General features: G+C 71.3%; 21 protein-coding genes, 2 tRNA genes and 1 pseudogene. 16 read left to right on the top strand and 8 right to left on the bottom strand.

All coding sequences use genetic code 11. The features are described from left to right. Positions 1 to 216 precede the first annotated feature (216 nt). Positions 217 to 1,971 (top strand): 2-isopropylmalate synthase, encoded by a 1,755-nt coding sequence (gene leuA / locus ACYVGN_RS02980; protein ID WP_460788672.1) that lies wholly within the window; start codon positions 217 to 219, stop codon positions 1,969 to 1,971. An 18-nt stretch (positions 1,972 to 1,989) separates the two neighbouring features. On the opposite strand, the gene ACYVGN_RS02975 is transcribed toward leuA, so the two are convergent. Further along, the gene (locus ACYVGN_RS02975) at positions 1,990 to 2,793 is read right to left on the bottom strand and encodes a trimeric intracellular cation channel family protein (protein ID WP_460788670.1); all 804 of its coding nucleotides are present in this window, start codon (positions 2,791 to 2,793) and stop codon (positions 1,990 to 1,992) included. Positions 2,794 to 2,881: 88 nt separating this feature from the next. On the opposite strand from ACYVGN_RS02975, the gene recO reads away from it, so the two are divergent. Genes recO through ACYVGN_RS02960 form a run of 3 tightly spaced genes read left to right on the top strand, consistent with a single transcriptional unit; the run spans position 2,882 to position 5,181 of the window. Next, positions 2,882 to 3,625 (top strand): DNA repair protein RecO, encoded by a 744-nt coding sequence (recO, locus tag ACYVGN_RS02970; RefSeq protein ID WP_055988745.1) that lies wholly within the window; start codon positions 2,882 to 2,884, stop codon positions 3,623 to 3,625. Beyond that, positions 3,622 to 4,443, top strand: coding sequence for an isoprenyl transferase (locus tag ACYVGN_RS02965; RefSeq protein ID WP_055988738.1), 822 nt, complete (start codon positions 3,622 to 3,624; stop codon positions 4,441 to 4,443). Before recO ends, ACYVGN_RS02965 begins: the two co-directional genes overlap by 4 nt. A 42-nt stretch (positions 4,444 to 4,485) precedes the next feature. Further along, entirely contained in the window at positions 4,486 to 5,181 is a 696-nt protein-coding gene (locus ACYVGN_RS02960; RefSeq protein ID WP_460788668.1) for a DsbA family oxidoreductase, read from the top strand. On the opposite strand, the gene ACYVGN_RS02955 is transcribed toward ACYVGN_RS02960, so the two are convergent. Next, positions 5,178 to 5,672 carry a glutathione peroxidase gene (locus ACYVGN_RS02955; protein WP_460788667.1) on the bottom strand — a complete coding sequence of 165 codons (495 nt, stop codon included), beginning with the start codon at positions 5,670 to 5,672 and terminating at the stop codon, positions 5,178 to 5,180. The two genes, ACYVGN_RS02960 and ACYVGN_RS02955, sit on opposite strands and share 4 nt — an antisense overlap. Before the next feature lie 56 nt (positions 5,673 to 5,728). On the opposite strand from ACYVGN_RS02955, the gene dusB reads away from it, so the two are divergent. From dusB to ACYVGN_RS02920, 7 genes and pseudogenes are all read left to right on the top strand, one after another. Then, the gene (gene dusB / locus ACYVGN_RS02950; protein ID WP_460788665.1) at positions 5,729 to 6,907 is read left to right on the top strand and encodes a tRNA dihydrouridine synthase DusB; all 1,179 of its coding nucleotides are present in this window, start codon (positions 5,729 to 5,731) and stop codon (positions 6,905 to 6,907) included. After that, positions 6,858 to 8,291: a deoxyguanosinetriphosphate triphosphohydrolase gene (locus ACYVGN_RS02945; RefSeq protein WP_460788663.1), complete on the top strand. Its 1,434-nt coding sequence runs from the start codon at positions 6,858 to 6,860 to the stop codon at positions 8,289 to 8,291. The genes dusB and ACYVGN_RS02945 overlap by 50 nt, the downstream gene beginning before the upstream one ends. Next, the gene (gene dnaG / locus ACYVGN_RS02940) at positions 8,291 to 10,216 is read left to right on the top strand and encodes a DNA primase (protein ID WP_460788661.1); all 1,926 of its coding nucleotides are present in this window, start codon (positions 8,291 to 8,293) and stop codon (positions 10,214 to 10,216) included. The genes ACYVGN_RS02945 and dnaG overlap by 1 nt, the downstream gene beginning before the upstream one ends. A gap of 51 nt (positions 10,217 to 10,267) precedes the next feature. Beyond that, on the top strand, positions 10,268 to 11,047 hold the full coding sequence (locus ACYVGN_RS02935) for an ATP-binding cassette domain-containing protein (RefSeq protein ID WP_460788659.1): 780 nt from the start codon (positions 10,268 to 10,270) through the stop codon (positions 11,045 to 11,047). Between the two features lie 55 nt (positions 11,048 to 11,102). Continuing rightward, positions 11,103 to 11,178: transfer RNA gene (locus ACYVGN_RS02930), tRNA-Asn, on the top strand. A 120-nt stretch (positions 11,179 to 11,298) separates the two neighbouring features. Further along, on the top strand, positions 11,299 to 11,850 hold the full coding sequence (locus ACYVGN_RS02925) for an NYN domain-containing protein (protein ID WP_055988731.1): 552 nt from the start codon (positions 11,299 to 11,301) through the stop codon (positions 11,848 to 11,850). Between the two features lie 100 nt (positions 11,851 to 11,950). Beyond that, a pseudogene (locus ACYVGN_RS02920) lies at positions 11,951 to 12,052 on the top strand (RidA family protein); the annotation flags it as partial. Here the strand turns inward: ACYVGN_RS02920 and ACYVGN_RS02915 are convergent. The 4 genes from ACYVGN_RS02915 to def all read right to left on the bottom strand — a co-directional run bounded on the left by ACYVGN_RS02915 (position 12,010) and on the right by def (position 15,473). Then, on the bottom strand, positions 12,010 to 13,464 hold the full coding sequence (locus ACYVGN_RS02915; RefSeq protein WP_460788657.1) for an HNH endonuclease signature motif containing protein: 1,455 nt from the start codon (positions 13,462 to 13,464) through the stop codon (positions 12,010 to 12,012). The pseudogene ACYVGN_RS02920 and the gene ACYVGN_RS02915 overlap by 43 nt on opposite strands. A 300-nt stretch (positions 13,465 to 13,764) precedes the next feature. Beyond that, positions 13,765 to 14,241 (bottom strand): cupin domain-containing protein, encoded by a 477-nt coding sequence (locus ACYVGN_RS02910; RefSeq protein ID WP_134747259.1) that lies wholly within the window; start codon positions 14,239 to 14,241, stop codon positions 13,765 to 13,767. Between the two features lie 29 nt (positions 14,242 to 14,270). Then, the gene (locus ACYVGN_RS02905; RefSeq protein ID WP_460788655.1) at positions 14,271 to 14,798 is read right to left on the bottom strand and encodes a septum formation family protein; all 528 of its coding nucleotides are present in this window, start codon (positions 14,796 to 14,798) and stop codon (positions 14,271 to 14,273) included. A 108-nt stretch (positions 14,799 to 14,906) separates the two neighbouring features. Next, a complete protein-coding gene (gene def, locus ACYVGN_RS02900; protein WP_460788653.1) occupies positions 14,907 to 15,473 on the bottom strand; it encodes a peptide deformylase in 567 nt (188 codons plus the stop codon). 41 nt (positions 15,474 to 15,514) lie between these two features. On the opposite strand from def, the gene ACYVGN_RS02895 reads away from it, so the two are divergent. The 5 genes from ACYVGN_RS02895 to ACYVGN_RS02875 all read left to right on the top strand — a co-directional run bounded on the left by ACYVGN_RS02895 (position 15,515) and on the right by ACYVGN_RS02875 (position 20,432). Then, the gene (locus ACYVGN_RS02895) at positions 15,515 to 16,630 is read left to right on the top strand and encodes a DMT family transporter (RefSeq protein ID WP_460788651.1); all 1,116 of its coding nucleotides are present in this window, start codon (positions 15,515 to 15,517) and stop codon (positions 16,628 to 16,630) included. A 322-nt stretch (positions 16,631 to 16,952) separates the two neighbouring features. Further along, positions 16,953 to 17,030 (top strand) — tRNA-Ile (locus ACYVGN_RS02890). A gap of 129 nt (positions 17,031 to 17,159) precedes the next feature. Beyond that, positions 17,160 to 18,260: a carboxylate-amine ligase gene (locus ACYVGN_RS02885; RefSeq protein ID WP_460788649.1), complete on the top strand. Its 1,101-nt coding sequence runs from the start codon at positions 17,160 to 17,162 to the stop codon at positions 18,258 to 18,260. Between the two features lie 31 nt (positions 18,261 to 18,291). Beyond that, positions 18,292 to 19,788 (top strand): Kelch repeat-containing protein, encoded by a 1,497-nt coding sequence (locus ACYVGN_RS02880; protein ID WP_460788647.1) that lies wholly within the window; start codon positions 18,292 to 18,294, stop codon positions 19,786 to 19,788. A gap of 140 nt (positions 19,789 to 19,928) precedes the next feature. After that, complete coding sequence (locus tag ACYVGN_RS02875) at positions 19,929 to 20,432, top strand: DUF3145 domain-containing protein (protein WP_055988723.1); 504 nt, start codon at positions 19,929 to 19,931, stop codon at positions 20,430 to 20,432. A 145-nt stretch (positions 20,433 to 20,577) separates the two neighbouring features. On the opposite strand, the gene ACYVGN_RS02870 is transcribed toward ACYVGN_RS02875, so the two are convergent. Further along, positions 20,578 to 21,819, bottom strand: a complete 1,242-nt coding sequence (locus tag ACYVGN_RS02870) for a beta-ketoacyl-[acyl-carrier-protein] synthase family protein (RefSeq protein WP_460788645.1) — start codon at positions 21,817 to 21,819, stop codon at positions 20,578 to 20,580. A 76-nt stretch (positions 21,820 to 21,895) separates the two neighbouring features. Then, on the bottom strand, positions 21,896 to 22,141 hold the full coding sequence (locus ACYVGN_RS02865) for an acyl carrier protein (protein ID WP_055988721.1): 246 nt from the start codon (positions 22,139 to 22,141) through the stop codon (positions 21,896 to 21,898). Positions 22,142 to 22,161 lie beyond the last annotated feature (20 nt).

The following is a 22,161-nucleotide window of genomic DNA, read 5'->3' as shown; positions in this document are numbered from 1 at the left end:
GGGATCGTCTCACACTGAGCATCCTGCACGGTCGCCGGGCCTGTGGGGTCGACCCGGCGGACTCCTGATGACGCAATCTGCGTGCTACCCTCGTTCCATGCGCCTCGGTGGGCTCCTTCTCCTTAGCCGCCGCGACGAGACCTCGATCTAGGGCCTCCTCGTCGCGGAGATCGTCGTGGCCCGACACACAACGACGAACCGGAAGAGCGACACCCCATGGAGAACACCCAGAAGCCCAGCGGCATGCCGGTGCACAAGTACCGCCCGTACCACGAGCAGATCCGCGTCGATCTGCCCGACCGCACCTGGCCGGCGAAGCGCATCGAGAAGGCCCCGCGCTGGTGCGCGGTCGATCTGCGCGACGGCAACCAGGCGCTGATCGACCCGATGAGCCCCGAGCGCAAGCGGATCATGTTCGAGCTGCTCGTGAAGATGGGCTACAAGGAGATCGAGGTCGGCTTCCCGTCGGCCAGCCAGACCGACTTCGACTTCGTGCGCCAGCTGATCGACGAGGACCTGATCCCCGACGACGTCACGATCCAGGTCCTGACGCAGGCGCGCGAGCACCTGATCGCCCGCACGTACGAGGCGATCAAGGGCGCCAAGCAGGCGATCGTGCACCTGTACAACTCGACGAGCGTGCTGCAGCGCGACGTCGTGTTCCGCACCGACAAGCAGGGCATCGTCGACATCGCGCTCGAGGGCGCGCGGCTGTGCCGCAAGTACGAGCAGACCGTGCCCGAGACCGCGGTCTACTACGAGTACTCGCCCGAGAGCTACACCGGCACCGAGCTGGAGTTCGCGGTCGACGTCTGCAACCAGGTCCTGGAGGTGTTCGAGCCGACGCCGGAGCGGAAGGTGATCATCAACCTGCCCGCGACCGTCGAGATGGCCACGCCCAACGTCTACGCCGACTCGATCGAGTGGATGGGCCGCCACCTGAACCACCGCGAGAACGTGATCATCTCGCTGCACCCGCACAACGACCGCGGCACGGCGGTGGCCGCGGCGGAGCTGGGCTACATGGCCGGGGCCGATCGCATCGAGGGCTGCCTGTTCGGCAACGGCGAGCGCACGGGCAACGTCGACCTGGTGGCGCTGGGCGTCAACCTGTTCACGCAGGGCATCGACCCCGAGATCGACTTCAGCGACATCGACCACGTCAAGCGCACGGTCGAGTACTGCAACCAGCTGCCGGTGCCCGAGCGCAGCCCGTGGGCCGGCGACCTGGTGTTCACCGCGTTCAGCGGCTCGCACCAGGACGCGATCAAGAAGGGCTTCGAGGCGATGGCCGCGACGGCCGCCGCCGAGGGCGTCACGGTCGACGACATCGAGTGGGCCGTGCCGTACCTGCCGATCGACCCGAAGGACCTGGGGCGCTCGTACGAGGCGGTCATCCGCGTCAACTCGCAGTCGGGCAAGGGCGGCGTCGCCTACCTGCTGAAGACCGACCACGCACTGGACCTGCCGCGCAAGCTGCAGATCGAGTTCTCGGGCGTCGTGCAGGCCAAGACCGACGCCGAGGGCGGCGAGGTCACGAGCGACCAGATCTGGGAGATCTTCCAGGACGAGTACCTGCCGTCGAAGCACGAGGAGGCCCGCTGGGGCCGCTTCGAGATCCTCGGCACGAGCACGCGCAGCCACCTGGACGGGAACGTGGCGCTCGAGGTCGTGCTGCGCGACGGCGACGAGCGCATCGAGCTGTCCGGGCACGGCAACGGCCCGATCGCGGCGTTCCTCGGAGTGCTGCGCGAGCAGGGCATCGACGTGACGCTGTACGACTACGTGGAGCACACCCTGAGCGCGTCCGGCGACGCGGAGGCGGCCGCCTACGTGGAGCTGCAGGTCGACGGCGAGCGCCTGTGGGGCGTCGGCATCGACGGCGACATCTCGACAGCGTCGCTGAAGGCGATCGTGTCGGGCGTCAACCGCTCGATCCGGGCCCGCAAGCCTGAGCTCGCCGCGGTCTGAGCCCTCCCGGCCGGATGCTCAGCGATCGGGGAGGTCGTCGTCGCCGGCGGCCTCCCCGGCCTGCTCCGCCGCGGCTTGAGCCTGCTCGGCGGCCTCCTCCGCGCGCTCAGCGGCGGCCTCGGCCTGCGCGAGCATCTCGGATGAGATGACCGGGATGGCCGAGGTCTCCAGCAGCACGCGGCGGCGGTGGATCCTGCGCTGCTCCGGCAGGGAGACGTCGAAGATCACGGCGAGCAGGCGGATGACCGTGGTGACGACGATGCCCGCCACGGCGGCGGGCACGATGGGGAGCCCGAGCCCGTAGCTCACGCCCAGCACGGTGCATCCCGCGGCGGCGGCGACGGCGTACAGCGAGCCCACGTGCATGATCGCGATGGGCAGGCCCATCGCGATGTCGCGCGCGACGCCGCCGCCGACCGCGGCGAGCGCTCCGATGAAGATCGACGGCACGATCGGCAGGCCGGCGGCGAGGGCCTTGCTCGTGCCGAACGCGCCGTACAGCCCGATCAGCACGGCGTCGAGCGCCACGATGAGCCTGTTGAGCCGCTGGAACAGGCCGGCCAGCAGCATCCCGGCCAGCGAGGCGAGGACGGCGGTCGGCAGGTACCAGTTCGACTGCATCGCGGCGGGGGTGACCCCCAGCAGGATGTCGCGGATCAGGCCGCCGCCCAGCCCCACGATGATCCCGATCAGCGCGACGCCGAGCAGGTCGAGGCGCCGCTGGCCCTGGAAGCCCGACGCGAAGACCGCGCCCTGCACCCCGCCGACGCCGACGGCCACGAGGTCGGCCCACAGGGGCAGGACGAAGGTCGGGGCGGTCACGCCTCCCATCGTGGCATCCGGCGCCGGCGGTCGGGGAGAGGAGCCGCGCCTGAGCCGATTCGGAGGTCGCGCGGCGGATACTTGGATGGTGCCCACCTATCGAGACGAAGCCGTCGTGCTGCGCACCCACAAGCTGGGCGAGGCCGACCGGATCGTCACGATGCTGAGCCGCGGCCACGGCAAGGTCCGCGCGGTCGCGAAGGGCGTGCGCCGCACGTCGTCGAAGTTCGGCGCGCGGCTCGAGCCGTTCATGGTGGCGGACGTGCAGCTGTATGAGGGGCGCTCGCTCGACATCGTGCAGCAGGCCGAGTCGCTCGGCACCTACGGTGCCGACATCGCTGCCGACTACGACCGCTACACGGCGGCCAGCGCGATGGTCGAGGCGGCCGACCGGCTCACGCACGACGAGGCGGCGCCGAACCAGTACTACCTGCTCGTCGGCGCGCTGCGCTCCCTGTCCCGCGGCGAGCACGCGCCGCGCGGCACGCTCGACTCGTACCTCCTGCGCGCGCTGTCGCTCGCGGGATGGGCGCCGGCGCTCGAGGACTGCGGGCGCTGCGGCGCGCGCGGACCTCACGAGACGTTCCTCGCGCAGCTGGGCGGCACGGTCTGCGCGCGCTGCGCCCCGGCCGGCACGCCGCGCGTCAGCGCGTCGGTGCTCGCGCTGCTGCGGGCGCTCCTGGCGGGCGACTGGCAGGTCGTGGAGGCGGCCTCGCCGCGCGACGCGGATCAGGCGTCCGGCCTCGTGTCGGCGTACGTGCAGTGGACCATGGAGCGCGGCATCCGCGCTCTCTCGCAGACCCGCGGTCTGCCCGACAGAGGACGGCGATGACCCCGAAGCCCTACACGCATCGCGACGCGGTGCCGTACCGACCGATCGACTGGACGGGCCTGCAGGCGCCGGACTACGGCAGGGACGCGCCCGGGCACGTCGCGATCGTGATGGACGGCAACGGCCGCTGGGCGAACCGCCGTGGGCTGTCCCGGATCGAGGGGCACAAGGCGGGGGAGGAGGTGCTCCTCGACGTGGTCGCGGGGGCCATCCAGGCCGGCGTGAAGCACCTGTCGGTGTATGCCTTCTCGACCGAGAACTGGCGGCGCTCGCCCGACGAGGTGCGCTTCCTGATGGGCTACAACCGCGACGTCCTGCACCGCCGACGCGACCAGCTGAACGAATGGGGCGTGCGCATCCGGTGGGCGGGCCGCACGCCGCGCCTGTGGGGCTCGGTGATCAAGGAGCTCCGGTACGCGGAGCGGCTGACGGCCGGGAACGACGTGCTGACGCTCACGATGTGCATCAACTACGGCGGCCGCAACGAGATCCTCGACGCCGTGCGCGCGGTCGCGGAGGACGTCGCCGCGGGACGGCTGAAGCCCTCGGGCATCACCGAGAAGACGCTGCGGCGGCACTTCTACGTGCCGGACATGCCCGACGTCGACCTGTTCGTCCGCTCGAGCGGCGAGCAGCGCACCTCCAACTTCCTGCTGTGGCAGGCGGCGTACGCCGAGATGGTGTTCCTCGACACGCTGTGGCCCGACTTCAGCCGCGCGGACCTCTGGCGCGCGATCGACCTCTACCTCGGCCGCGAGCGACGGTTCGGCGGAGCGGTGGATGCGCCCGACGCGCCCGACGCGGCCGCCGGTTCATGACCCGCGCGGAATACGCCGCCGGCGCGACGCGTTGAGGACGCCGTGACCGACGCCTCGACCCCCGCGCCCATCCGGATCGACATCTGGAGCGACATCGCCTGCCCCTGGTGCTACATCGGCAAGCGCAACCTCGAGAACGGGCTGGCCTCGCTGGCGGGCGACGCGGACGCGCCGCAGGTGGAGATCACGTATCACTCGTTCGAGCTGTCGCCCGACACGCCGGTCGACTTCCACGGCTCGAGCGAGGACTTCCTGGCGCAGCACAAGGGCATCACGCGCGAGCAGGCCAAGCAGATGAACGACCGCGTGGCGAAGATCGCCGAGCAGCAGGCGGGCCTGCACTACCGCTTCGACCTGCAGCAGCACACCAACACGGTCAAGGCGCACGAGCTCATCCACTTCGCGAAGGAGCACGGCCGCCAGGTCGAGATGACCGAGCGGCTGATGTCGGCGTACTTCGTCGAGGGCCGGCACGTGGGCCGCGTCGACGAGCTGGTCGAGCTCGCGGGCGAGGTGGGCCTCGACGCCGACGCCGCACGCGACGCGCTCGAGAGCGACCACTACCTGCCCGCCGTCCGTCAGGACCAGGCCCAGGCCCGCGCGTTCGGCATCAACGGCGTGCCGTTCTTCGTGATCGACGGCAAGTACGGCGTCAGCGGCGCCCAGCCGCCCGAGGCCTTCGCCCAGGTCGCCCGCCAGGTCTGGGGCGAGCACCGCGGCGAGCAGCCCGCGAGCTAGCTCAGCGCCTTCTCGATCGCGGCGACGATCTCGGGGTCGTCCGGCTTCTGCGGCGGGCGGAAGCGCTGGACGGTGCCGTCCGGGAGCACCAGGAACTTCTCGAAGTTCCACGCGACCCGCCCCGCTTTGCCGCCGTGGTCCGCGGTCTTCTTGAGCGCCTTGTAGAGCGGGTGCGCGTTCGGCCCGTTCACCTTGATCTTGTCGTTGACGGGGAACGAGACGCCCCACGTCATGGCGCAGTAGTCGAGGATCTCCTCGATCGAGCCGGGCTCCTGGCCCATGAACTGGTTGCAGGGGAACCCGAGCACGGTGAAGCCGCGGTCGCCGTACGTGCGCTGAAGCTGCTCGAGCTGCTCGTACTGCGGCGTCAGGCCGCACTTCGACGCCACATTGACCACGAGGACGGGGCCGTCGAACTCGGCGAGCGTGCGCTCGGCGCCGTTCGCGTCGGTGAAGGGGATGTCGCGCAGCGAGGGGACGGGGTCGCTCATATCCCCAGGTTAGGCCGCTCGGCGATCACCCAAGGCGAGTCTGTGAGAATGGAGCCGTGACCTCCGTACTCGCTCCTGCCGCTTCCGTCGCCACGGGCGAGCGGCGCACGCTGAGCATCGGTCCGATCGACCTCGACGTGCCCGTCGTGCTCGCCCCGATGGCGGGGATCACCAACACCGCGTTCCGCCGCCTGTGCCGCGAGTACGGCGCGGGCCTCTACGTCAGCGAGATGATCACCACGCGCGCGCTGGTCGAGCGCAACGAGGCGACCATGCGCCTCATCCGGCACCACGAGTCGGAGACGCCGCGATCGATCCAGCTCTACGGCGTCGACCCCGTCGTCACGGCCGAGGCCGCACGGATCATCGCGGAGGAGGACCGGGCCGACCACATCGACCTGAACTTCGGCTGCCCCGTCCCCAAGGTGACGCGCAAGGGCGGCGGATCGGCGCTGCCGTGGAAGCTCGGCCTGTTCCGCGACATCGTCGAGGGCGCGGTCAAGGCCGCCGGCGACGTCCCGGTCACGGTCAAGATGCGCAAGGGCATCGACGCCGACCACATCACGTACCTCGACGCGGGGAAGATCGCCGAGGACGCGGGCGCGGCCGCGGTCGCGCTGCACGCGCGCACGGCGGCGGAGTTCTACTCGGGCACCGCCGACTGGTCGGCGATCGGCAAGCTCAAGGAGGCCGTCACGAGCATCCCGGTGCTCGGCAACGGCGACATCTGGAGCGCGGCGGACGCGGTCCGGATGATGGACGAGACCGGCTGCGACGGCGTCGTGGTCGGGCGCGGCTGCCTCGGCCGGCCGTGGCTGTTCGGCGAGCTCGCCTCGGCGTTCGGCGCCGACGCGCCCGTCGTGGACGCCACGCTCGGCTTCGTCGCCACGGCGTTCCGCCGTCACGCCGAGCTCCTGACCGAGTTCTTCGAGGACGAGGACCGCGGCTGCCGCGACATCCGCAAGCACGTCGCCTGGTACTTCAAGGGCTACCCGGTCGGCGGCGACCTGCGCGCCAGCCTCGCGACCGCCTCGAGCCTCGCCGAGATCGACGACCTCCTGGCCCAGCTCGACCACAGCGCCCCATACCCCGGCGCCGCGGCCGAGGGCCAGCGCGGGCGCGCCGGCACGCCCAAGCGCCCGGTCCTGCCGCAGGGATGGCTCGACTCGCGCGAGATCGGCGAGGATGCGAGCTGCGAGCTCCAGGACGCGGAGCTGGACACCAGTGGCGGCTGACGGGACGCGCCCGGGCGGGTACGGCGAGGCCGACGCCGAGCGCTTCTTCGCCGAGAAGCACCGCTCCGAGCGCGACGACTTCGCCCGCGACCGCGCCCGCGTGCTCCACTCCGCGGGTCTGCGCCGCCTGGCCGCGAAGACGCAGGTGCTCAGCCCGGCGAGCACGGCGGACTTCGCACGCAATCGGCTCACGCACTCGCTCGAGGTGGCGCAGGTCGGCCGGGAGCTGGCGATCGCGCTCGGTCTGTCGGCCGACGTGGTCGACACGGCGTGCCTCAGCCACGACCTGGGTCACCCGCCGTTCGGACACAACGGCGAGCGCGCGCTGAACGAGTGGGCCGAGCACATCGGCGGCTTCGAGGGCAACGCGCAGTCGCTGCGCATCCTGACGCGCCTCGAGGCCAAGGTGCTCGACGACCGCGACCACTCCGTGGGGCTCAACCTGACCCGCGCCAGCCTCGACGCCACGTGCAAGTACCCGTGGACGGTCGACAACCCCATCCCGGACCCGGGGGGACGGCTGAAGTTCGGCGTCTACCCCGAGGACGAGGCGGTCTTCCACTGGATGCGCGAGGGCGCGCCAGGCCGGCTGCGCTGCATCGAGGCGGAGGTCATGGACCTCTCGGATGACATCGCGTACTCGGTGCACGACTTCGAGGACGCGGTCGTGAACGGCTACGTCGACCTGCAGATCCTGTCGGACCCGGTCGAGCATCACCCGCTGATCGGCCGGATCCAGCAGTGGGTCGGCTACGACTACTCGCGCGAGGAACTCGCCGACGGCCTGTACCGGCTGACGCAGCAGCCGATGTGGCTGAAGACGTTCGACCGGTCGCGGCAGGATCTCGCGCGCCTGAAGAACCTCACGAGCGACCTGATCGGCCGCTTCGCCCGCGCGGCCGTCGCGGCCACGCGCGAGGCCTACGCCGGGCCGTCCCTGGCCCGCTACGGCGCGCACGTGATCGTGCCCCGCGTGATCGACGTCGAGATCGCGGTGCTCAAGGGCATCATGGGCTCGGCGATCGTCACGATCGACGCGCGCAAGGGCGTCTACAAGGAGCAGCGCCGCGTGCTCAAGCGCCTCGCGGACGCGCTGTGGTCCACCGACGCGCTGTGGTCGGCGGGCGCCGACGTGCTGGAGCCCGCCTTCGCGGCCGACTTCCTGGCCGCCGAGACCGACGCCGAGCGCGCGCGCGTCGTGGTCGACCAGGTCGCGAGCCTGACCGACCAGACCGCGGTCGACTGGCACAACCGTCTGGTCGGCGAGATCGACCCCGCCGAGGTGGGCATCTGGACGCCGCGCCACGCGCGTCCCGTCGACCGCTCGCACGGCACCCGCACCCGGCCGGGCGCTCCGGAGCCCGTGGACGCCGGGGCCCGCTGATGCCGCGCATCCGCCAGGCCGACGTCGAAGAGGTCAAGGCGCGCACGAACATCGCCGACATCGTGGGGGAGCGGGTCGCCCTGCGCTCGGCGGGAGTCGGGTCGTTGAAGGGCCTCTGCCCGTTCCACGACGAGAAGAGCCCGAGCTTCCACGTTCGGCCCCAGGTCGGCTACTACCACTGCTTCGGATGCGGCGAGTCGGGCGACGTGTACACGTTCCTGCGCGAGATGGACCACGTCACGTTCACCGAGGCCGTCGAACGCCTGGCGGCCCGGATCGGATACACGCTGCACTACGAGGACGGCGGGCCCGCGCCCGAGACGAGCGGCCGCTCGCGCCTGTTCGCCGCCAACGCGGCGGCAGCGGAGTTCTTCCGCGCGCAGCTGATGTCGCCGGAGGCGGAGGCGGCGAGACGGTTCCTGGGGGAGCGGGGCTTCGACGCGGGCGCCGCGGCGCACTTCGCCGTGGGGTACGCGCCTAAGGGCTGGGACAGCATGCTCAAGGCGTTGTCGGCGCAGGGCTTCACGCGCGAGGAGCTCACCACAGCAGGCCTCGTGTCGACCAATCAGCGCGGCGGCGTGTACGACCGCTTCCGCGGCCGGCTCGTGTGGCCCATCCGCGACGTCACCGGCCAGACCGTCGGGTTCGGCGCGCGCAAGCTCTACGACGACGACCAGGGACCGAAGTACCTGAACACCCCCGAGACGCCGATCTACAAGAAGGCGCAGGTGCTGTACGGGCTCGACCTCGCCAAGCGCGACATCTCGCGCGGCGACCCGAAACGCGTCGTGGTCGTCGAGGGCTACACCGACGTCATGGCCTGTCACCTCGCGGGCGTGACCACCGCGATCGCGACGTGCGGCACGGCCTTCGGCTCGGAGCATGTGACGGTCCTGCGACGCATCATGGGCGACGAGTCGGCGTCGGGCGAGGTCGTGTTCACGTTCGACGGCGACGAGGCGGGCCAGAAGGCGGCGATCCGGGCGTTCGCCGAGGACGGCCGCTTCAATGCGCAGACCTACGTGGCGGTCGCGCCCGACGGGCTCGACCCGTGCGACCTTCGTCTGCAGCGCGGGGATGGCGCCGTGCGCGGCCTCCTTGACCACCGCGTGCCGATGTTCGAGTTCGTGATCGATCGGCGCATCGCGGGCTTCGACCTCGGGAGCGTGGAGGGACGGATCGGCGCGCTGCGGTCCGCCGCACCGATCGTGGCGGCCATCCGGGACCGGATGGTGCGCGCCGGCTACGAGCGCGTGCTCGCCCGCAAGCTCGGCATGGAGCCCCGCGACGTGCACGGCGAGGTCGAGAGCGCTGCGCGGCGCGCAGGCGGCGACCGGGCCGGCGGCTCCGGCGATCGTGCCGGCGGTCGCGGCGACAGCCGGGCACCGCGCGGCGACGGGCCCCGGCCCATGCCCGGCTCGGAGCCCGCTCCTGCGACCGAGCAGCCGATGCAGCGGGTCACCCTCGAGACGCTGCCGCGCACCACCGACGTGGCGCTCGAGAGGGATGCGCTCACGGGCGTCCTGCTGTACGGCCACCGGATCGATCCGGGCATCCTCGCTCGCGCGCTCGCGATCCCGTTCCGCACCACCGCCCTTGAGGCCGTCCGCGCGAGCGTGGCCGCAGCCGCGGACCGCACGCGCCCGGGCTGGGCCATGGCGGCGATCGAGGCCGTGCGCGAGCCCTACCGTCTGCTCGCGGGCCAGCTGCTGGCGCGGGACTTCCCGGCGCGCGACGACGACCATGCGGTCGCATCGGTCACCGATATCTGCCGCCGCCTGGTGCTGCGCGCGCTGGATCAGGAGAAGACCGAGCTGCTCGGCGCCGTGCAGCGCACGTCGCCCACGTCGGACGAGGGCCGAGCGCTGCGGGTGCGGCTCCGCGACATCGATGCCGAGCGCCGCGCGCTCATCGAGGTCGACTGACCAGCGGGACTGGTGCTGGCCCGGCCGCCCTCCGGCGGGCAGGATGGGATGATGTTCCGCGTCCCGGATGACCCCGCCAACGCCGTCGTCTGCAGCGACCTGAGCGTGAGCCGCCGCGGCCGCGGTCCCGAGACCCGGGCGGTGGACGGGGTGACGTTCACCCTCCCGGCGGGCGAGACGCTGTGCGTGTCGGGCCCCACCGGATCGGGCAAGTCCAGCCTGCTGTCGGTGCTGGCCGGTGTGACGGACGACTCACTCGTGGTGTCGGGCGGGCGCGCGAAGGTCACCGGCATCGACGTGCGCCGCAAGGGCAGGGACCGGCGGGTGCTGACCTACCGCGTGGGGCACGTGCCGCAGGGGGCCGCGGCCATCCTGCCCGCACGGCTCACGGTCGGCGAGACGATCGCCGAGCCGATCACGTCGCGCGACCGGCGCGTCAACGCCCGGGCGGTCGCCGTGCGCGTCGCGGCGCTGCTGGACGAGATGCACCTGCCCCTTGGCGCGGCCGAGAAGTTCCCGTTCGAGCTGAGCGCCGGCATGCGTCAACGCGTCGGCATTGCTCGGGCGCTCGTGCTGGATCCGCGCGTGCTGGTCGCCGACGAGCCGCTCGCCAACATCGACCTCGAGGTGCGTCACGTCGTCTACGACGCGATCGTGCGCCGGCGCCGCGAATGGGGCATGGCGGCGGTGATCGCGACCAACGACGAGGCGTTCATCCGGGAGCTCGGCGCAGCTCAGCTGCGCCTGCACGCGGGGCATGTCGTCGCCCAGACGGCCGGGGGACAGGTGCTGTGGACGCCCGACACGCCAGGGCGCACGCCCGTGTCGTGAGCACGCTCCGGCGTTTGCTAATATCGTCTGGTTGCCCCGATGCGGGCGACAGTGATCCTCGGTAGCTCAATTGGCAGAGCAGCCGGCTGTTAACCGGCAGGTTCTTGGTTCGAGTCCAAGCCGGGGAGCCACTCCGAAAGCCCCGTCCTCGCGACGGGGCTTTCGTCGTCTGTGCTCATGCCGCGGCCCGTGGCACCCTGCTACGGTCGGGGTCAGCGGCCTCCGGCCGTCGGACGAACGGGGGATGGCCAGTGGCGGAACGCAGGACCTGGGTCCTGGTCGACGGCGAGAACATCGACGCAACCCTCGGCGGCTCGATTCTGGGGCGTCGGCCGCAGCCCGACGAGCGACCGCGGTGGGACCGCCTGCTCACATTCGTCGCGGAACGGTGGGGCAACCCAGCCAACGGACTCTTCTTCCTGAACGCCAGCACGAATCTGCCCATGCCCTTCGTTCAGGCGCTGCTCGCTCTCGGTTACCAGCCGGTTCCGCTGTCCGGCGCGGCTGACGCGAAGGTCGTGGACATCGGCATCCAGCGCACCCTGCGCGCGCTCGCCGACCGCGAGGGTGACGTGGTCCTCGTCAGCCACGACCGCGACTTCGTCGACGACGTCGCGCGGCTCGTCGGCGATCGGCGCGTCGGCGTGCTCGCTTTCCATGAGTTCCGCAGCGCTGAGTTCTCCGGCATCCCGGGACTCGAGCTGTTCGACCTCGAGTACGACGCCCGTGCATTCGACGCTCCGCTGCCGCGCGTGCGCGTCATCCCCATCGAGGAGTTCGACCCCGCCGACTTCCTGCGATGACGGATGCCGCGGCCCGCGGCCGCTGGGCGTCTCGCCGCGATGTCTGCGGGGCCTGGGCCTGAGCGGTGCGCGCCGCGGAGGCGACGATCACGGACGTGGCCAGGACGCGTTCGGCGATCACGACGTGCCGAGCGCACTGGTGGGCGTGACCGTGCTGGGCTACGAGGACCAGCTCGTCGAGATCGAGGCTGTCGCGGCGATCGCGGCCGACAGGCCTGGCGACTGAACTGCCCTCGGTGGTGGGTCCCACATCCATCGCAGCGGTGATCTGGAATGGAGCGGAACCGGTTCCCCGCCGGGTGGGTGCAGGACGAACGGCCCGCCCCGCTCTCGGGTGATGCGGTGCCCGTGGTGGTGCAGGTTCATGTGATGGAACCGGCAGAGCAGGATTCCCCGGTCGATGTCGGTGCGCCCCTCGTGGGCGGACCATTCGTCGATGTGGTGGGCTTCGCAGTAGGAGGCGGGCATGCCGCAGCCGTGCCACATGCATCCGCCGTCGCGGACCGCCAGGGCGATGCGCTGTTTCGGGGTGAACAGCCGCTGTTCCCGGCCGACGTCGAGCGGGTTCCCGCACGCGTCGACGGTCACGGGGGTGTACCCGGTGTTGCAGATGGCCTGCTCGATCGCGGGGGCGGGCAGGGAGTGCCCGCCGTCCTCGGTGTGCCCGGGCCCGGGCTTGCTGTCCTCGAGCACCGACACGAGCCGCACCCCGGGCTGCCGCGCGCCGAACACCTGCTCGGCATCGGCGAGCGCGCCGGCCCGGAGCACATCCATGAGCAGGTCGTACTCGAGCTGCTCGTTCGAGCGCGGGTCCTCCACCAGCGACTGCGCCTTCGCGGCCTCCTCGCTGTCGACGAAGCGGGGTCCGCCGAGTCGGGGTCGGAGCCCGGCGGCGATGAGGGACTGCACCCACGCGGCGCCTTCGTCGTCGAAGTCCAAGCGGGCGTGTTTGCCGCCGTGGGCGTCGGTCCACATCCGGAACCCGCGTGCCTCGTACCGGGCCAGGAACCTCTCTTCCGCCCCCTCGGGGTCCAGCCGGTCCCGCACTGCCCGTGCCGTGGCTGCGAGGTCCTCGACCGTGTATTCCGACACCGCCGTGACCAGCTGTTCGGCGGCGAGCCGCCACGCCTCCTCGGCTCCTTCCGGCGGGGCGCCCAGCCCGCGGGTGATGGCATCCATCTGAGCCGAGGTCAGCGCGCCGTCGAGGAGCGCGCGGTCCAGCGGCGCATGCCACGGCACGGCGACGGGCACATCCGGTGCGTCGGCGACATCCGGCCCCTCCGTCTGTGCGGTCTCGAGCAGCGACTGCCCCAGCCGCACCTGCCGCGCTGCTTCGCCGCGCGAGGTCCCGGCCACCTCCTGCACCAGCGCGACCGCGTTCCGGTGCCCGCGCCCCTGCGCCAGCCCGCCATGGCCGGCATCCCGCGAGGACCGCGAAGCGACCACCCCGGCCGCGATCACACTGAACCGGTCGCCGTGTTTGCGCAACGCGGCCGACAGGTCCATGAACCGCAGCGCATCGTCATCCGACATCGCTGCGACCTGCGCGACGTCCGAGGGCACGAGCGAGGCGATCGCGTCCACCTGCGCCTGGAAGTCGTCGAGGAAGGTCATACCCCGATCATCCTCCGGGCCACCGACATCCAGACCCCGGAACCCCCCCGGTCACACGCCGAAACCACCAAATCTGTGAACAACCCGGCGAACGCGCATCCTGTGGACGAAGGGGCGCGGCGCGGAGGGGAGGCTCGGTGACGTTTCGACTCCGGCGCTGGCGCGCCTCCGCTCAACGACCGGGGGGGCAACCCGCCGAACGACCGGGAGGGAGGTCAAACCGGCGGGAGGCTCGGCGACGTTTCGACTCCGGCGCTGGCGCGCCTCAGCTCAACGACCGGGGCGGAGGGTGAACCCGCGTCAGGCGTGCTGATCCGGCGCGTCCTCGGAGGGCTGCACGGTCCAGGCGGGCGGCTCGTCGGCGCCCGAGGACTCGTCGCGCTCGGCGTCCTCGCTCGTCTCCTGCACGATGCCGCTGGCGTGGTGCACCGGCGCGTAGACGGTGTAGAGCCGCAGCGGCTCGTCACCCGTGTTGATGACGTCGTGCCAGGTGCCGGCGGGGACCTGGATGGACCAGCCGTCCGAGACCTCCTGCTCGAAATCGAGCCGGTCCTCGGCCGGCCCCATGACGCAGCGGCCACGTCCGGCGTCGATGCGCAGGAACTGGTCGGTCTCGGGATGCGCCTCGAGTCCGATGGACTCTCCGACCGGGATCGACATGAGGGTGACCTGCAGGTAGCGGCCGGTCCACGCGACCGTCCGGTAGGTGTCGTTCTCGATGGTGGCGGTCTCGATGTCGAACGCGTTCGGACGTGGGCCGTTGTCCTCGATGGTCATGGCGGCGGATCCCTCCTGTCGTTGCGGCTTCAGCGGGCGGATCCCTCGAGGGACCCTTCGATCTCGACCGGGGCGCCATCGCCCGGCTCATAGACGACGCACTGGATGAGCCGGTCCTGCAGGCCGGTGTCGGTCCATCCGGCCTCGGTCGGCGTGAGGTAGATGTACTCGAGAACGGACTCCTCGTAGGCCTTGCCGACGAACGGCTCGAACGCATTGTAGCAGCCCTCGTCCGCGGCCTGCTGGACCGCCTCCTCGCCGGGCCAGTCGCCGTCGGGCAGCTCGAACTCGTGGTAGATCTCGTCGGTGTGCGGCTCGGAGCACGGGACCACCGACGCCGACGACAACTGGCTGTCGTCACCGAGGCTCAGGCAATCGCGCACCTGGAGCTGGAACACGTCGACGTCCGCCGACTCGGTCACCTGGTTGGTCTCGTCGTCACGCTGCGGCGCTCCGCCGCCGAACAGCTGTCCGATCGTCGCACAGCCGCCGATCGCGAGCGTCGTCGTCAGGATGCCCGCCGCCGCGATCGTTCGCGCCCGGTGCGTCTGGACCATGGTCCGCCTCCGATCGGGTCCGGGGCAGGCGTGCCGCCGCCTCTGCGGCTCACAGTAGACCGGTGCGCGGCGGCGGGGCCAGCGTGCGCCCCGCCCAGCGGGCCCCGATCAGCCCTCGAGGTCGTCGATGCCCGGCATCCAGCTGGCGCCCGGGCGTCCCCATCCGCGCTTGCGCGCGATCTTCGCCACCAGCTTCGCGTCCGATCCGGTGAGCCGGTCGATGTACAGCACGCCGTCCAGGTGGTCGAACTCGTGCTGCATGATGCGCGCGCGCCAGCCGTCGACCTCGATCCGCACCGACTCGCCGTCCAGATCCGTTCCCGTCACGACGACCCGCTCCGAGCGGCGCAGCGCGAACCGCTCCCCGGGGAACGACAGGCACCCCTCCGACTCCTCGTCCTCGTCCGGCTCGCCCGGGACGAGCGGCGTCATCCAGAGTTCGGGGTTCAGGATGACCCCGCGCCACGGCGCGCCCTCATCGTCCTCGTACGAGTACGTGAAGATCCGCAGCGGGACGCCGACCTGCGGCGCGGCCAGCCCGACCCCGGGGGCGGCATCCATGGTCTCGAACATGTCCGCGACCAGTGCGCGGATCTCGTCCGTGATCGCCTCGACGGGGGATGCGGGAGCGTGGAGGACGGGATCGCCCATGATGCGGATCGGGAGCACGGCCATGCCTCCAGCGTAATGCGGGGGTCGGCGGGTACCGTGGGACCGTGCAGTGGGGGACTCTGGCCGGAGTGGACGGCGTCGGCGAGGTGCTCGTCGGAGCGTTCCAGAACCCCGGGCTGCTGCTCGGCATCCCGCTCGCGCTCGCGGGCGCGGTGTTCATGTCGCTCGGCGCGCAGTATCAGAGCCGAGGCGTCCGCAAGGTCGAGCGCATCTCGGGCGAGACGGGCGAGACGGGTCTCGGAATCTCGCACCTCTGGCGATTGCTCACGCGCCCGTCCTGGGTGATCGGCACGATCCTGCTGGCCGTGGCCATCATCTGCCAGCTCAGCGCGCTGTCTGTCGCGCCGCTGATCGTCGTGCAGCCGCTCGGCGCGGTCTCGCTCGTGATCACCACGCTCCTGAACGCGCAGATGACCGGCCACATCCCCACGCGCGCATCGCTCGGGTCCATCGGTCTGTGCGTGGGCGGCATCTTCCTGTTCGTGATCGTCGCCGCCCTGTACGCGACCGAGCGGCCGCTGAGCGACTTCGAGCTGCTCACGGTGCTGGCGATCCTGCTGATCGTGACGATCCTGCTCATCACCACGTGGGTCATGCTGCGCCACAGGATGAGCGCCCTGTTCTACATCTCCGCCGCTGGCGTGCTCTACGGCTTCGTCGCCACGCTCGCGAAGGTCGTGATCGTCCGGATCAAGTCCGGCGACTTCGAATGGATCACGATCGTGTGCCTGGTGGCGCTGCTCGCCGCGGCCGCAGCAGGCGGGTATTTCGTGCAGACGGCCTACTCCTCCGGGCCGCCGGACCTCGTGATCGCAGGCCTGACCGTGATCGATCCGATCGTCGCGGTCCTCATCGGCGCCATCGTGCTCGGCGAGGCCTCGCACGCGCCCGTGTGGGCGCTGGTCGTGTTCGTGATCGCGGGCGCGATCGCCTCCTACGGCGTGTTCCTGCTCGCACGGCACCACCCGCAGGTCGTCAGCGAGAGCCAGGAGCTCGGGATCGCCCGCGGCCGCGACGAGGGCATCGACCGCGCCGCGCGCGAGACAGGGGAGCAGCGGGGCGCGACGGCGCTCGACGAGCTGCGCGCGATGCGGGATCCGGACGACCTCCTGACCCGGCGCATGCCGCCGGACGACGAGTCCGACGACGCATCGCGCTAGAGCCACATCCGGCGGCTGTTCCCTGGCGGCGCGGCCGTTGTGCGCCTCCCGGCGCGTCTGCGAGAGTGACCGCATGGCCACGTGCGATCAATGCCGCAAGCGCTTCCCCGGACCGGGAAGGAAGACGGCCACCAGGACCCTCTGCGACGACTGCTTCGCGAGCTTCTCTGGACTCGCAGCGGGATACATGGCCGGCGGCACGGTCGAACAGGCGATCGCCACCGAGGGCTGGTTCACGAGGTCGATCGGGCGCGGGCGTCGCCGCTGACACCCCTCGGCGCGCAGGCGGTCGCGCCGCTCCGCGTTAGGCTCGTAACCACACGGGGCGGTGGCCAAGATGGTCAAGGCAGCGGGCTCATAACCCGACGATGCGTGGGTTCGAGTCCCACCCGCCCCACCAAGGTCGGCTGTTAACCGGCAGGTTCTTGGTTCGGCGGATCCCGGTCAGCGGGCCGTGGCGTCTATAGCGGAGCGCGCCTCCGTGCGGAAGAGCCTTTCGTCGGTGCCCGCGGCGTGCGCATGGTGGAGTATGCGCACGTTCGGCGTCGAGGAGGAGCTGCTGCTCGTGGATGAGCGCAGCGGGGTGCCGCGTGCGCTGGCCCCGGTGATCCTGGAGTCGGCCGGCGACACGGCGGCCCGCGGCTTCACGCTCGAGGCCGAGATGCAGCAGGAGATGATCGAGGTCATCTCGCGGCCCTGCACCGAGCGCGACGACCTCCTGCACTGCATGCGGGATGGTCGGCGCACGGCCGACGCGCTCGCCCGCGAACAGGGAGGACGGGCGATCGCCCTGGCTGCCTCGCCGCTGAGCGTGCGCCCGCACGTCACAGTGAAGGAGCGGTACAAGGCCATCGAGGATGGCTATGCCGGCATGGCCCGCGCGACGCTCGAGTGCGGCTTCCATGTCCACACCGGCATAGACAGCCCATACGAGGGCGTGGCGGTGCTCGATCGCATCCGCGTGTGGCTGCCCCTCGTGCTGGCGCTCTCCGCGAGTTCCGCGTTCCGCGAGGGCGAGGACACGGGCTACGCGAGCTTCCGGTTCGTGGTGTGGCATCACTGGCCGACCGCGGGCCCCAACGACGTGTTCGGATCGGTCGAGGCGTACCGCGCGCTGGAGCAGGCTCTGGTCGACACGGGCGCGATCCTCGACACGGGGATGCTCTACTTCGACGCGCGCCTGTCGCACAGCCACGACACGGTCGAGACGCGCATCGCCGACGTGTGCCTCACGGCCGAGGACGGCGCCACGCTGGCCTGCCTCATCCGCGCGCTGGTCGACCACGCGGCGGACGAGTGGCGGCGCGGCGTGCCGCCGCCGGACGTGCCGACCCCGGTGATCCGGCTCGCGTCGTGGCAGGCCGCCCGGCACGGCGTGACCGACCGGCTCGTCGATCCCACGACCGGGCGTCCGTGCGCGGCACGAGACGTGATCGCGCGGATGATCGACACCGTGCGCCTCGAGCTGCGGCGCAACGGCGACGAGGATTTCGTGGAGCGCGGCGTCGCGGACATCCTGCGACGAGGCACGGGCTCGGACCGGCTGCGGGCGGTGCACCAGGAGACGGGATCCATCGACGCGGTGATCGCGGCGGCGGCCGCGGCGACGATCGGCGAATCGCGCGGTTGAGACGATCGCGCCGCGCGCGACACTCTCGGTCATGAGGACATCGCGGTTCCTGGCGGCCGCCGCCTGCGTGCTGGCCGTCGCGCTCGTCTCCGGATGCGCGAGCGGCCCCGGATCCGGTGTCCAGCGCGCGGGCGCGTCGATCATGATGGCGGCTCCGTCGAAGCCGGCGATGGGGATGGATGCGATCATCACCGGCACCCTGACCCGTCTTGACGGGGGGTGCCTGGGCCTGACAGTCGGCGAGCGCGAGACGCCGCTGCAGTTCCCGTTCGGCTCGATCCTCGCCGACGATGGCGAGAGCGTGGACGTGCCGGGGCACGGCACCGTGCGCATCGGCGATCTGATCCTCGGCGGCGGGGGTTGGGTGCCGATCCCCGATGCCCCGGAGGAGTGCGGCGTGGGAGCCGAGGGCGCGATGTGGGAGTCCGTGCTGTCCGCTCTGGAACGCGAGGCGATCTTCCAGGTCCCGGCCGTCGCCGCCGGATGGACGCAGGCCGACGACTTCCCGCTGGAACCGCGCGAGCACGCGGTCACAGCCTGGACGGGGGAGGAGCTGCTCGTGCTCGGCGGCTACGTCGGCCCGCCGTGCCCGCCGACCGCGGACTGCGTGATGGAGGGCTGGGCGGCCGACGGGGCCGCGCTGAACCCCGACAGCGGGACGTGGCGAACGCTCGCGCCGGCACCGATGGAGCTCCGCGTGCCCGACGCGGCCTTCGCGGCGGGGCAGGTCTTCGTCAACGTCGGCACATCCGAGGGCTCCGCCGTGCTGGTCTACGACCTCGCCGAGGACGCTTGGACCGAGCTGCGCGACGTTCCCGACCTGCGCAGCATGATGCCGGTCTCCGACGGCGAACGGGTGCTGTTCGTCTCGCCCGACGATGAGCACGGTGAGCGCCCTGACCAGGCGTACGACCTCGATGCCCGAAGCTGGTCGGCCCTGCCGGACGACCCGTTCCCGTCGTCGTTCTTGCGGCACGCGGTCTCCACGCCCTTCGGCGTCGTGCTCTCGGGCGTCCCGATCTCGGACGTCGCCGAGAGCGCGCCAGGCTTCGAGCGTCTCGCGCTCCTCGAGCCCGGTGCCGAGGCCTGGCGCGAGCTGCCGACGACCGGGTCCATCCATCCCGAGGGCTGGGTCTGGACCGGCGAGCGGCTGGTGGATCCCGCGCTCGGCGGCTCCGACGGGGGAGAGGCGGACGGCTTCGGCGAGGTGCTGCCGTACGGCGTCGTCGTCGACCTCCCCGGCGGCGTCTGGTCCCTCCTTCCGGACCCGCCCGACGCCGAGGCGTTCTCGGGATGGCTGCACCGAGTCGAGGGCGGACGGTACGCGGTCGCCGACGGATACGTGTTCGACGACCGCCAGGGCACGTGGACGGCGCTGCCGCAGCCCGACGGCCGCCCGACCACGCCCGGCGACGCCGTGTGGGCGGGCGACCGGCTCGTGCTGCTCGGCGGCACGGACTGGGGCGGCGAGCACGGCATGGACGGCACGCGCAGCGACGCCGTGTGGATCTACACCCCGGGCGGATGACACCGCCGGAGAAGAGGAGCGAATGACACGCTTGTGATTCGAGGGCGCGCCGGTCATAATGCTGGGAGAACTGAAGAGATGTCAGCCGGATCCGCCGGTCAGGTCGTAGGGGAAGACGCACCTGACGAAACGGAGAGATCATGGCGACACCAATGGCGCGCGGAGTGGTGTACATCCACTCAGCGCCACGTGCGTTGTGCCCCCACCTGGAGTGGGCGGTCGGTCGTTCGCTCGGCCGGGCCGTGAACTTCGAGTGGGCGGATCAGCCTGTGCTGTCCGGATCACGGCGCGCGGAGTTCTACTGGGAGGGCCCTGCCGGCACCGGCGCGGCCCTGGCCACGGGCATCCGCGGGTGGGAGCACCTGCGCTTCGAGGTGACCGAGGACCCCACGCCCCGCAGCGACGGCGGCCGCTGGATGCACACTCCCGACCTCGGCATCCACTACGCGCAGATGGACACCTCCGGCAATGTCGTCGTGCCCGAGGACCGGATCCGCTACGCGATGGAGCTCGCCGCGGGCGACCCGATCGAGCTGCAGCGCGAGCTCGACATCGCGCTCGGCTCCGCATGGGACGAGGAGCTCGAGCCCTTCCGCCACGCGAGCGACGACGCGCCCGTCGTGTGGCTGCACAAGGTGGGATGATCCGCCCTTGAGACCACGGAGCGGCGTCGGTACCGGCTGTCGGTGAGCATTCCCGGCGGGTGAGAAGGCGTCACTCCGGAGACAGGAAAGAGGCCCCTGGAGAACCAGGGGCCTCTTTCGTGTGCGCCCCGCGGGGCGCGAAGCCTCAGTCGTCGTACGACGCGAACGCCGCGACGGCGTTGTGGCCGCCGAAGCCGAACGAGTTGCAGATCGCCAGCTGCGGGCCGTCGCCGAGCGGCTGCGGGCTGCTCGACGCCTTGAGCGGGATCTCCGGGTCCTGATCGACGAGGTTGATCGTCGGGGGTGCGACGCGATCGCGCAGCGCGAGGATCGTGAACACCGACTCGATCGCGCCCGTGCCGCCGAGCAGGTGGCCGGTCGACGCCTTGGTGGCAGACACGGGGATGTCGTGCACGCGGTCGCCGAAGACGGACTGCAGGGCCTTGTACTCGGACGGGTCGCCGACCGGGGTCGACGTCGCGTGCGCGTTGATGTGGGTGACATCGTCGGCGGAGCGTCCCGCCTGCTCGAGCGCCTGGCGCACGGCACGGGCCGCGCCGGCGCCGCTCGGGTCGTTGGCGGTGATGTGGTGCGCGTCGGCCGTGACGGCCGATCCCACCAGGCGCGCGTAGATCTTCGCGCCGCGGGCGAGCGCGTGCTCCTCGGTCTCGAGGATCAGCGCGGCCGCGCCCTCGCCCATGACGAAGCCGTCGCGGTCCACGGAGAACGGGCGCGAGGCGGTCTCGGGGGAGTCGTTCCGGCGCGACAGCGCCTGCATCGACGCGAACGACGCGATCGTGATGGGGTGGATCGCCGACTCGGCACCACCGGCGATCACCACGTCGGCGAGGCCGAGCTGCAGGTGCTCGTACGCGCTCGCGATCGACTCGACGCTCGAGGCGCAGGCCGACGCGACGGTGCGGGCGAAGGCACGTGCGTTGAAGTGCAGGGAGAGGTTTCCGGCCGCCGCGTTCGGCATGAGCATCGGCACGGTCATCGGCATGACGCGGCGCGGGCCCTTCTCGCGCAGCGTGTCCCACGCGTCCAGCAGCGTCCAGACGCCGCCGATGCCGGTCGCGAAGTCGACGCCGAGCCGCTCGGGCTCGACCTCGGGGGAGCCGGCGTCGGCCCACGCCTCCATGGCCGCGATCAGCGCGAACTGCGCGGACTTGTCCAGGCGCTTCGCGACGGGGCGCTCGAGCACCTCCTCCGGCCGGACGGACGCCTCGGCGGCGAACGTCACGGGCAGGTCGTAGGTCTTGACCCACTCGTGCTCGAGGGCGCGCGCGCCCGAGACGCCGTCGAGCAGGTTGCGCCAGTTCTCGGGGGCGGTGCCGCCCAGGGCGGAGGTCGCTCCGATGCCGGTGACCACGATGCTCTTGGTCATGCTGGTTCCTCGTACTCCGTTAGGTGATGCGGACGCGGGTGCCGCACCGCCGAGCGGCGATGCGGCACCCCGCGACTCACTGGTTCGACGTGATGAAGTCGACGGCGTCTTTCACCGTCTTGAGGTTCTTGACCTCGTCGTCGGGGATCGTGACGCCGAACTTCTCCTCGGCGTTCACGACGATCGTCATCATCGAGATGGAGTCGATGTCGAGGTCGTCGGTGAACGACTTCTCGAGCGCGACCTCCTCGGCGGCGATGCCCGTCTCGTCGGTGATCAGCTCGGCCAGGCCGGCGAGGACCTCGTCGCTGGTGTATGCCATGGGGTTTCTCCTAGGGTTTC

The organism is Microbacterium lacusdiani (assembly GCF_054779895.1).
The sequence above is the reverse complement of the archived record's forward strand: the minus strand, read 5'-3'. Positions and strand labels throughout refer to the sequence as shown.

Excerpts from the sequence above, each read along its gene's own strand:
- leuA (WP_460788672.1), top strand. The coding sequence starts at position 217 with ATGGAGAACACCCAGAAGCCCAGCGGCATGCCGGTGCACAAGTACCGC.
- ACYVGN_RS02965 (WP_055988738.1), top strand. The coding sequence starts at position 3,622 with ATGACCCCGAAGCCCTACACGCATCGCGACGCGGTGCCGTACCGACCG.
- ACYVGN_RS02955 (WP_460788667.1), bottom strand. The coding sequence starts at position 5,672 with ATGAGCGACCCCGTCCCCTCGCTGCGCGACATCCCCTTCACCGACGCG.
- ACYVGN_RS02945 (WP_460788663.1), top strand. The coding sequence starts at position 6,858 with ATGCGAGCTGCGAGCTCCAGGACGCGGAGCTGGACACCAGTGGCGGCT.
- dnaG (WP_460788661.1), top strand. The coding sequence starts at position 8,291 with ATGCCGCGCATCCGCCAGGCCGACGTCGAAGAGGTCAAGGCGCGCACG.
- ACYVGN_RS02935 (WP_460788659.1), top strand. The coding sequence starts at position 10,268 with ATGTTCCGCGTCCCGGATGACCCCGCCAACGCCGTCGTCTGCAGCGAC.
- ACYVGN_RS02915 (WP_460788657.1), bottom strand. The coding sequence starts at position 13,464 with ATGACCTTCCTCGACGACTTCCAGGCGCAGGTGGACGCGATCGCCTCG.
- ACYVGN_RS02910 (WP_134747259.1), bottom strand. The coding sequence starts at position 14,241 with ATGACCATCGAGGACAACGGCCCACGTCCGAACGCGTTCGACATCGAG.
- ACYVGN_RS02905 (WP_460788655.1), bottom strand. The coding sequence starts at position 14,798 with ATGGTCCAGACGCACCGGGCGCGAACGATCGCGGCGGCGGGCATCCTG.
- def (WP_460788653.1), bottom strand. The coding sequence starts at position 15,473 with ATGGCCGTGCTCCCGATCCGCATCATGGGCGATCCCGTCCTCCACGCT.
- ACYVGN_RS02885 (WP_460788649.1), top strand. The coding sequence starts at position 17,160 with ATGCGCACGTTCGGCGTCGAGGAGGAGCTGCTGCTCGTGGATGAGCGC.
- ACYVGN_RS02880 (WP_460788647.1), top strand. The coding sequence starts at position 18,292 with ATGAGGACATCGCGGTTCCTGGCGGCCGCCGCCTGCGTGCTGGCCGTC.
- ACYVGN_RS02875 (WP_055988723.1), top strand. The coding sequence starts at position 19,929 with ATGGCGACACCAATGGCGCGCGGAGTGGTGTACATCCACTCAGCGCCA.
- ACYVGN_RS02870 (WP_460788645.1), bottom strand. The coding sequence starts at position 21,819 with ATGACCAAGAGCATCGTGGTCACCGGCATCGGAGCGACCTCCGCCCTG.
- ACYVGN_RS02865 (WP_055988721.1), bottom strand. The coding sequence starts at position 22,141 with ATGGCATACACCAGCGACGAGGTCCTCGCCGGCCTGGCCGAGCTGATC.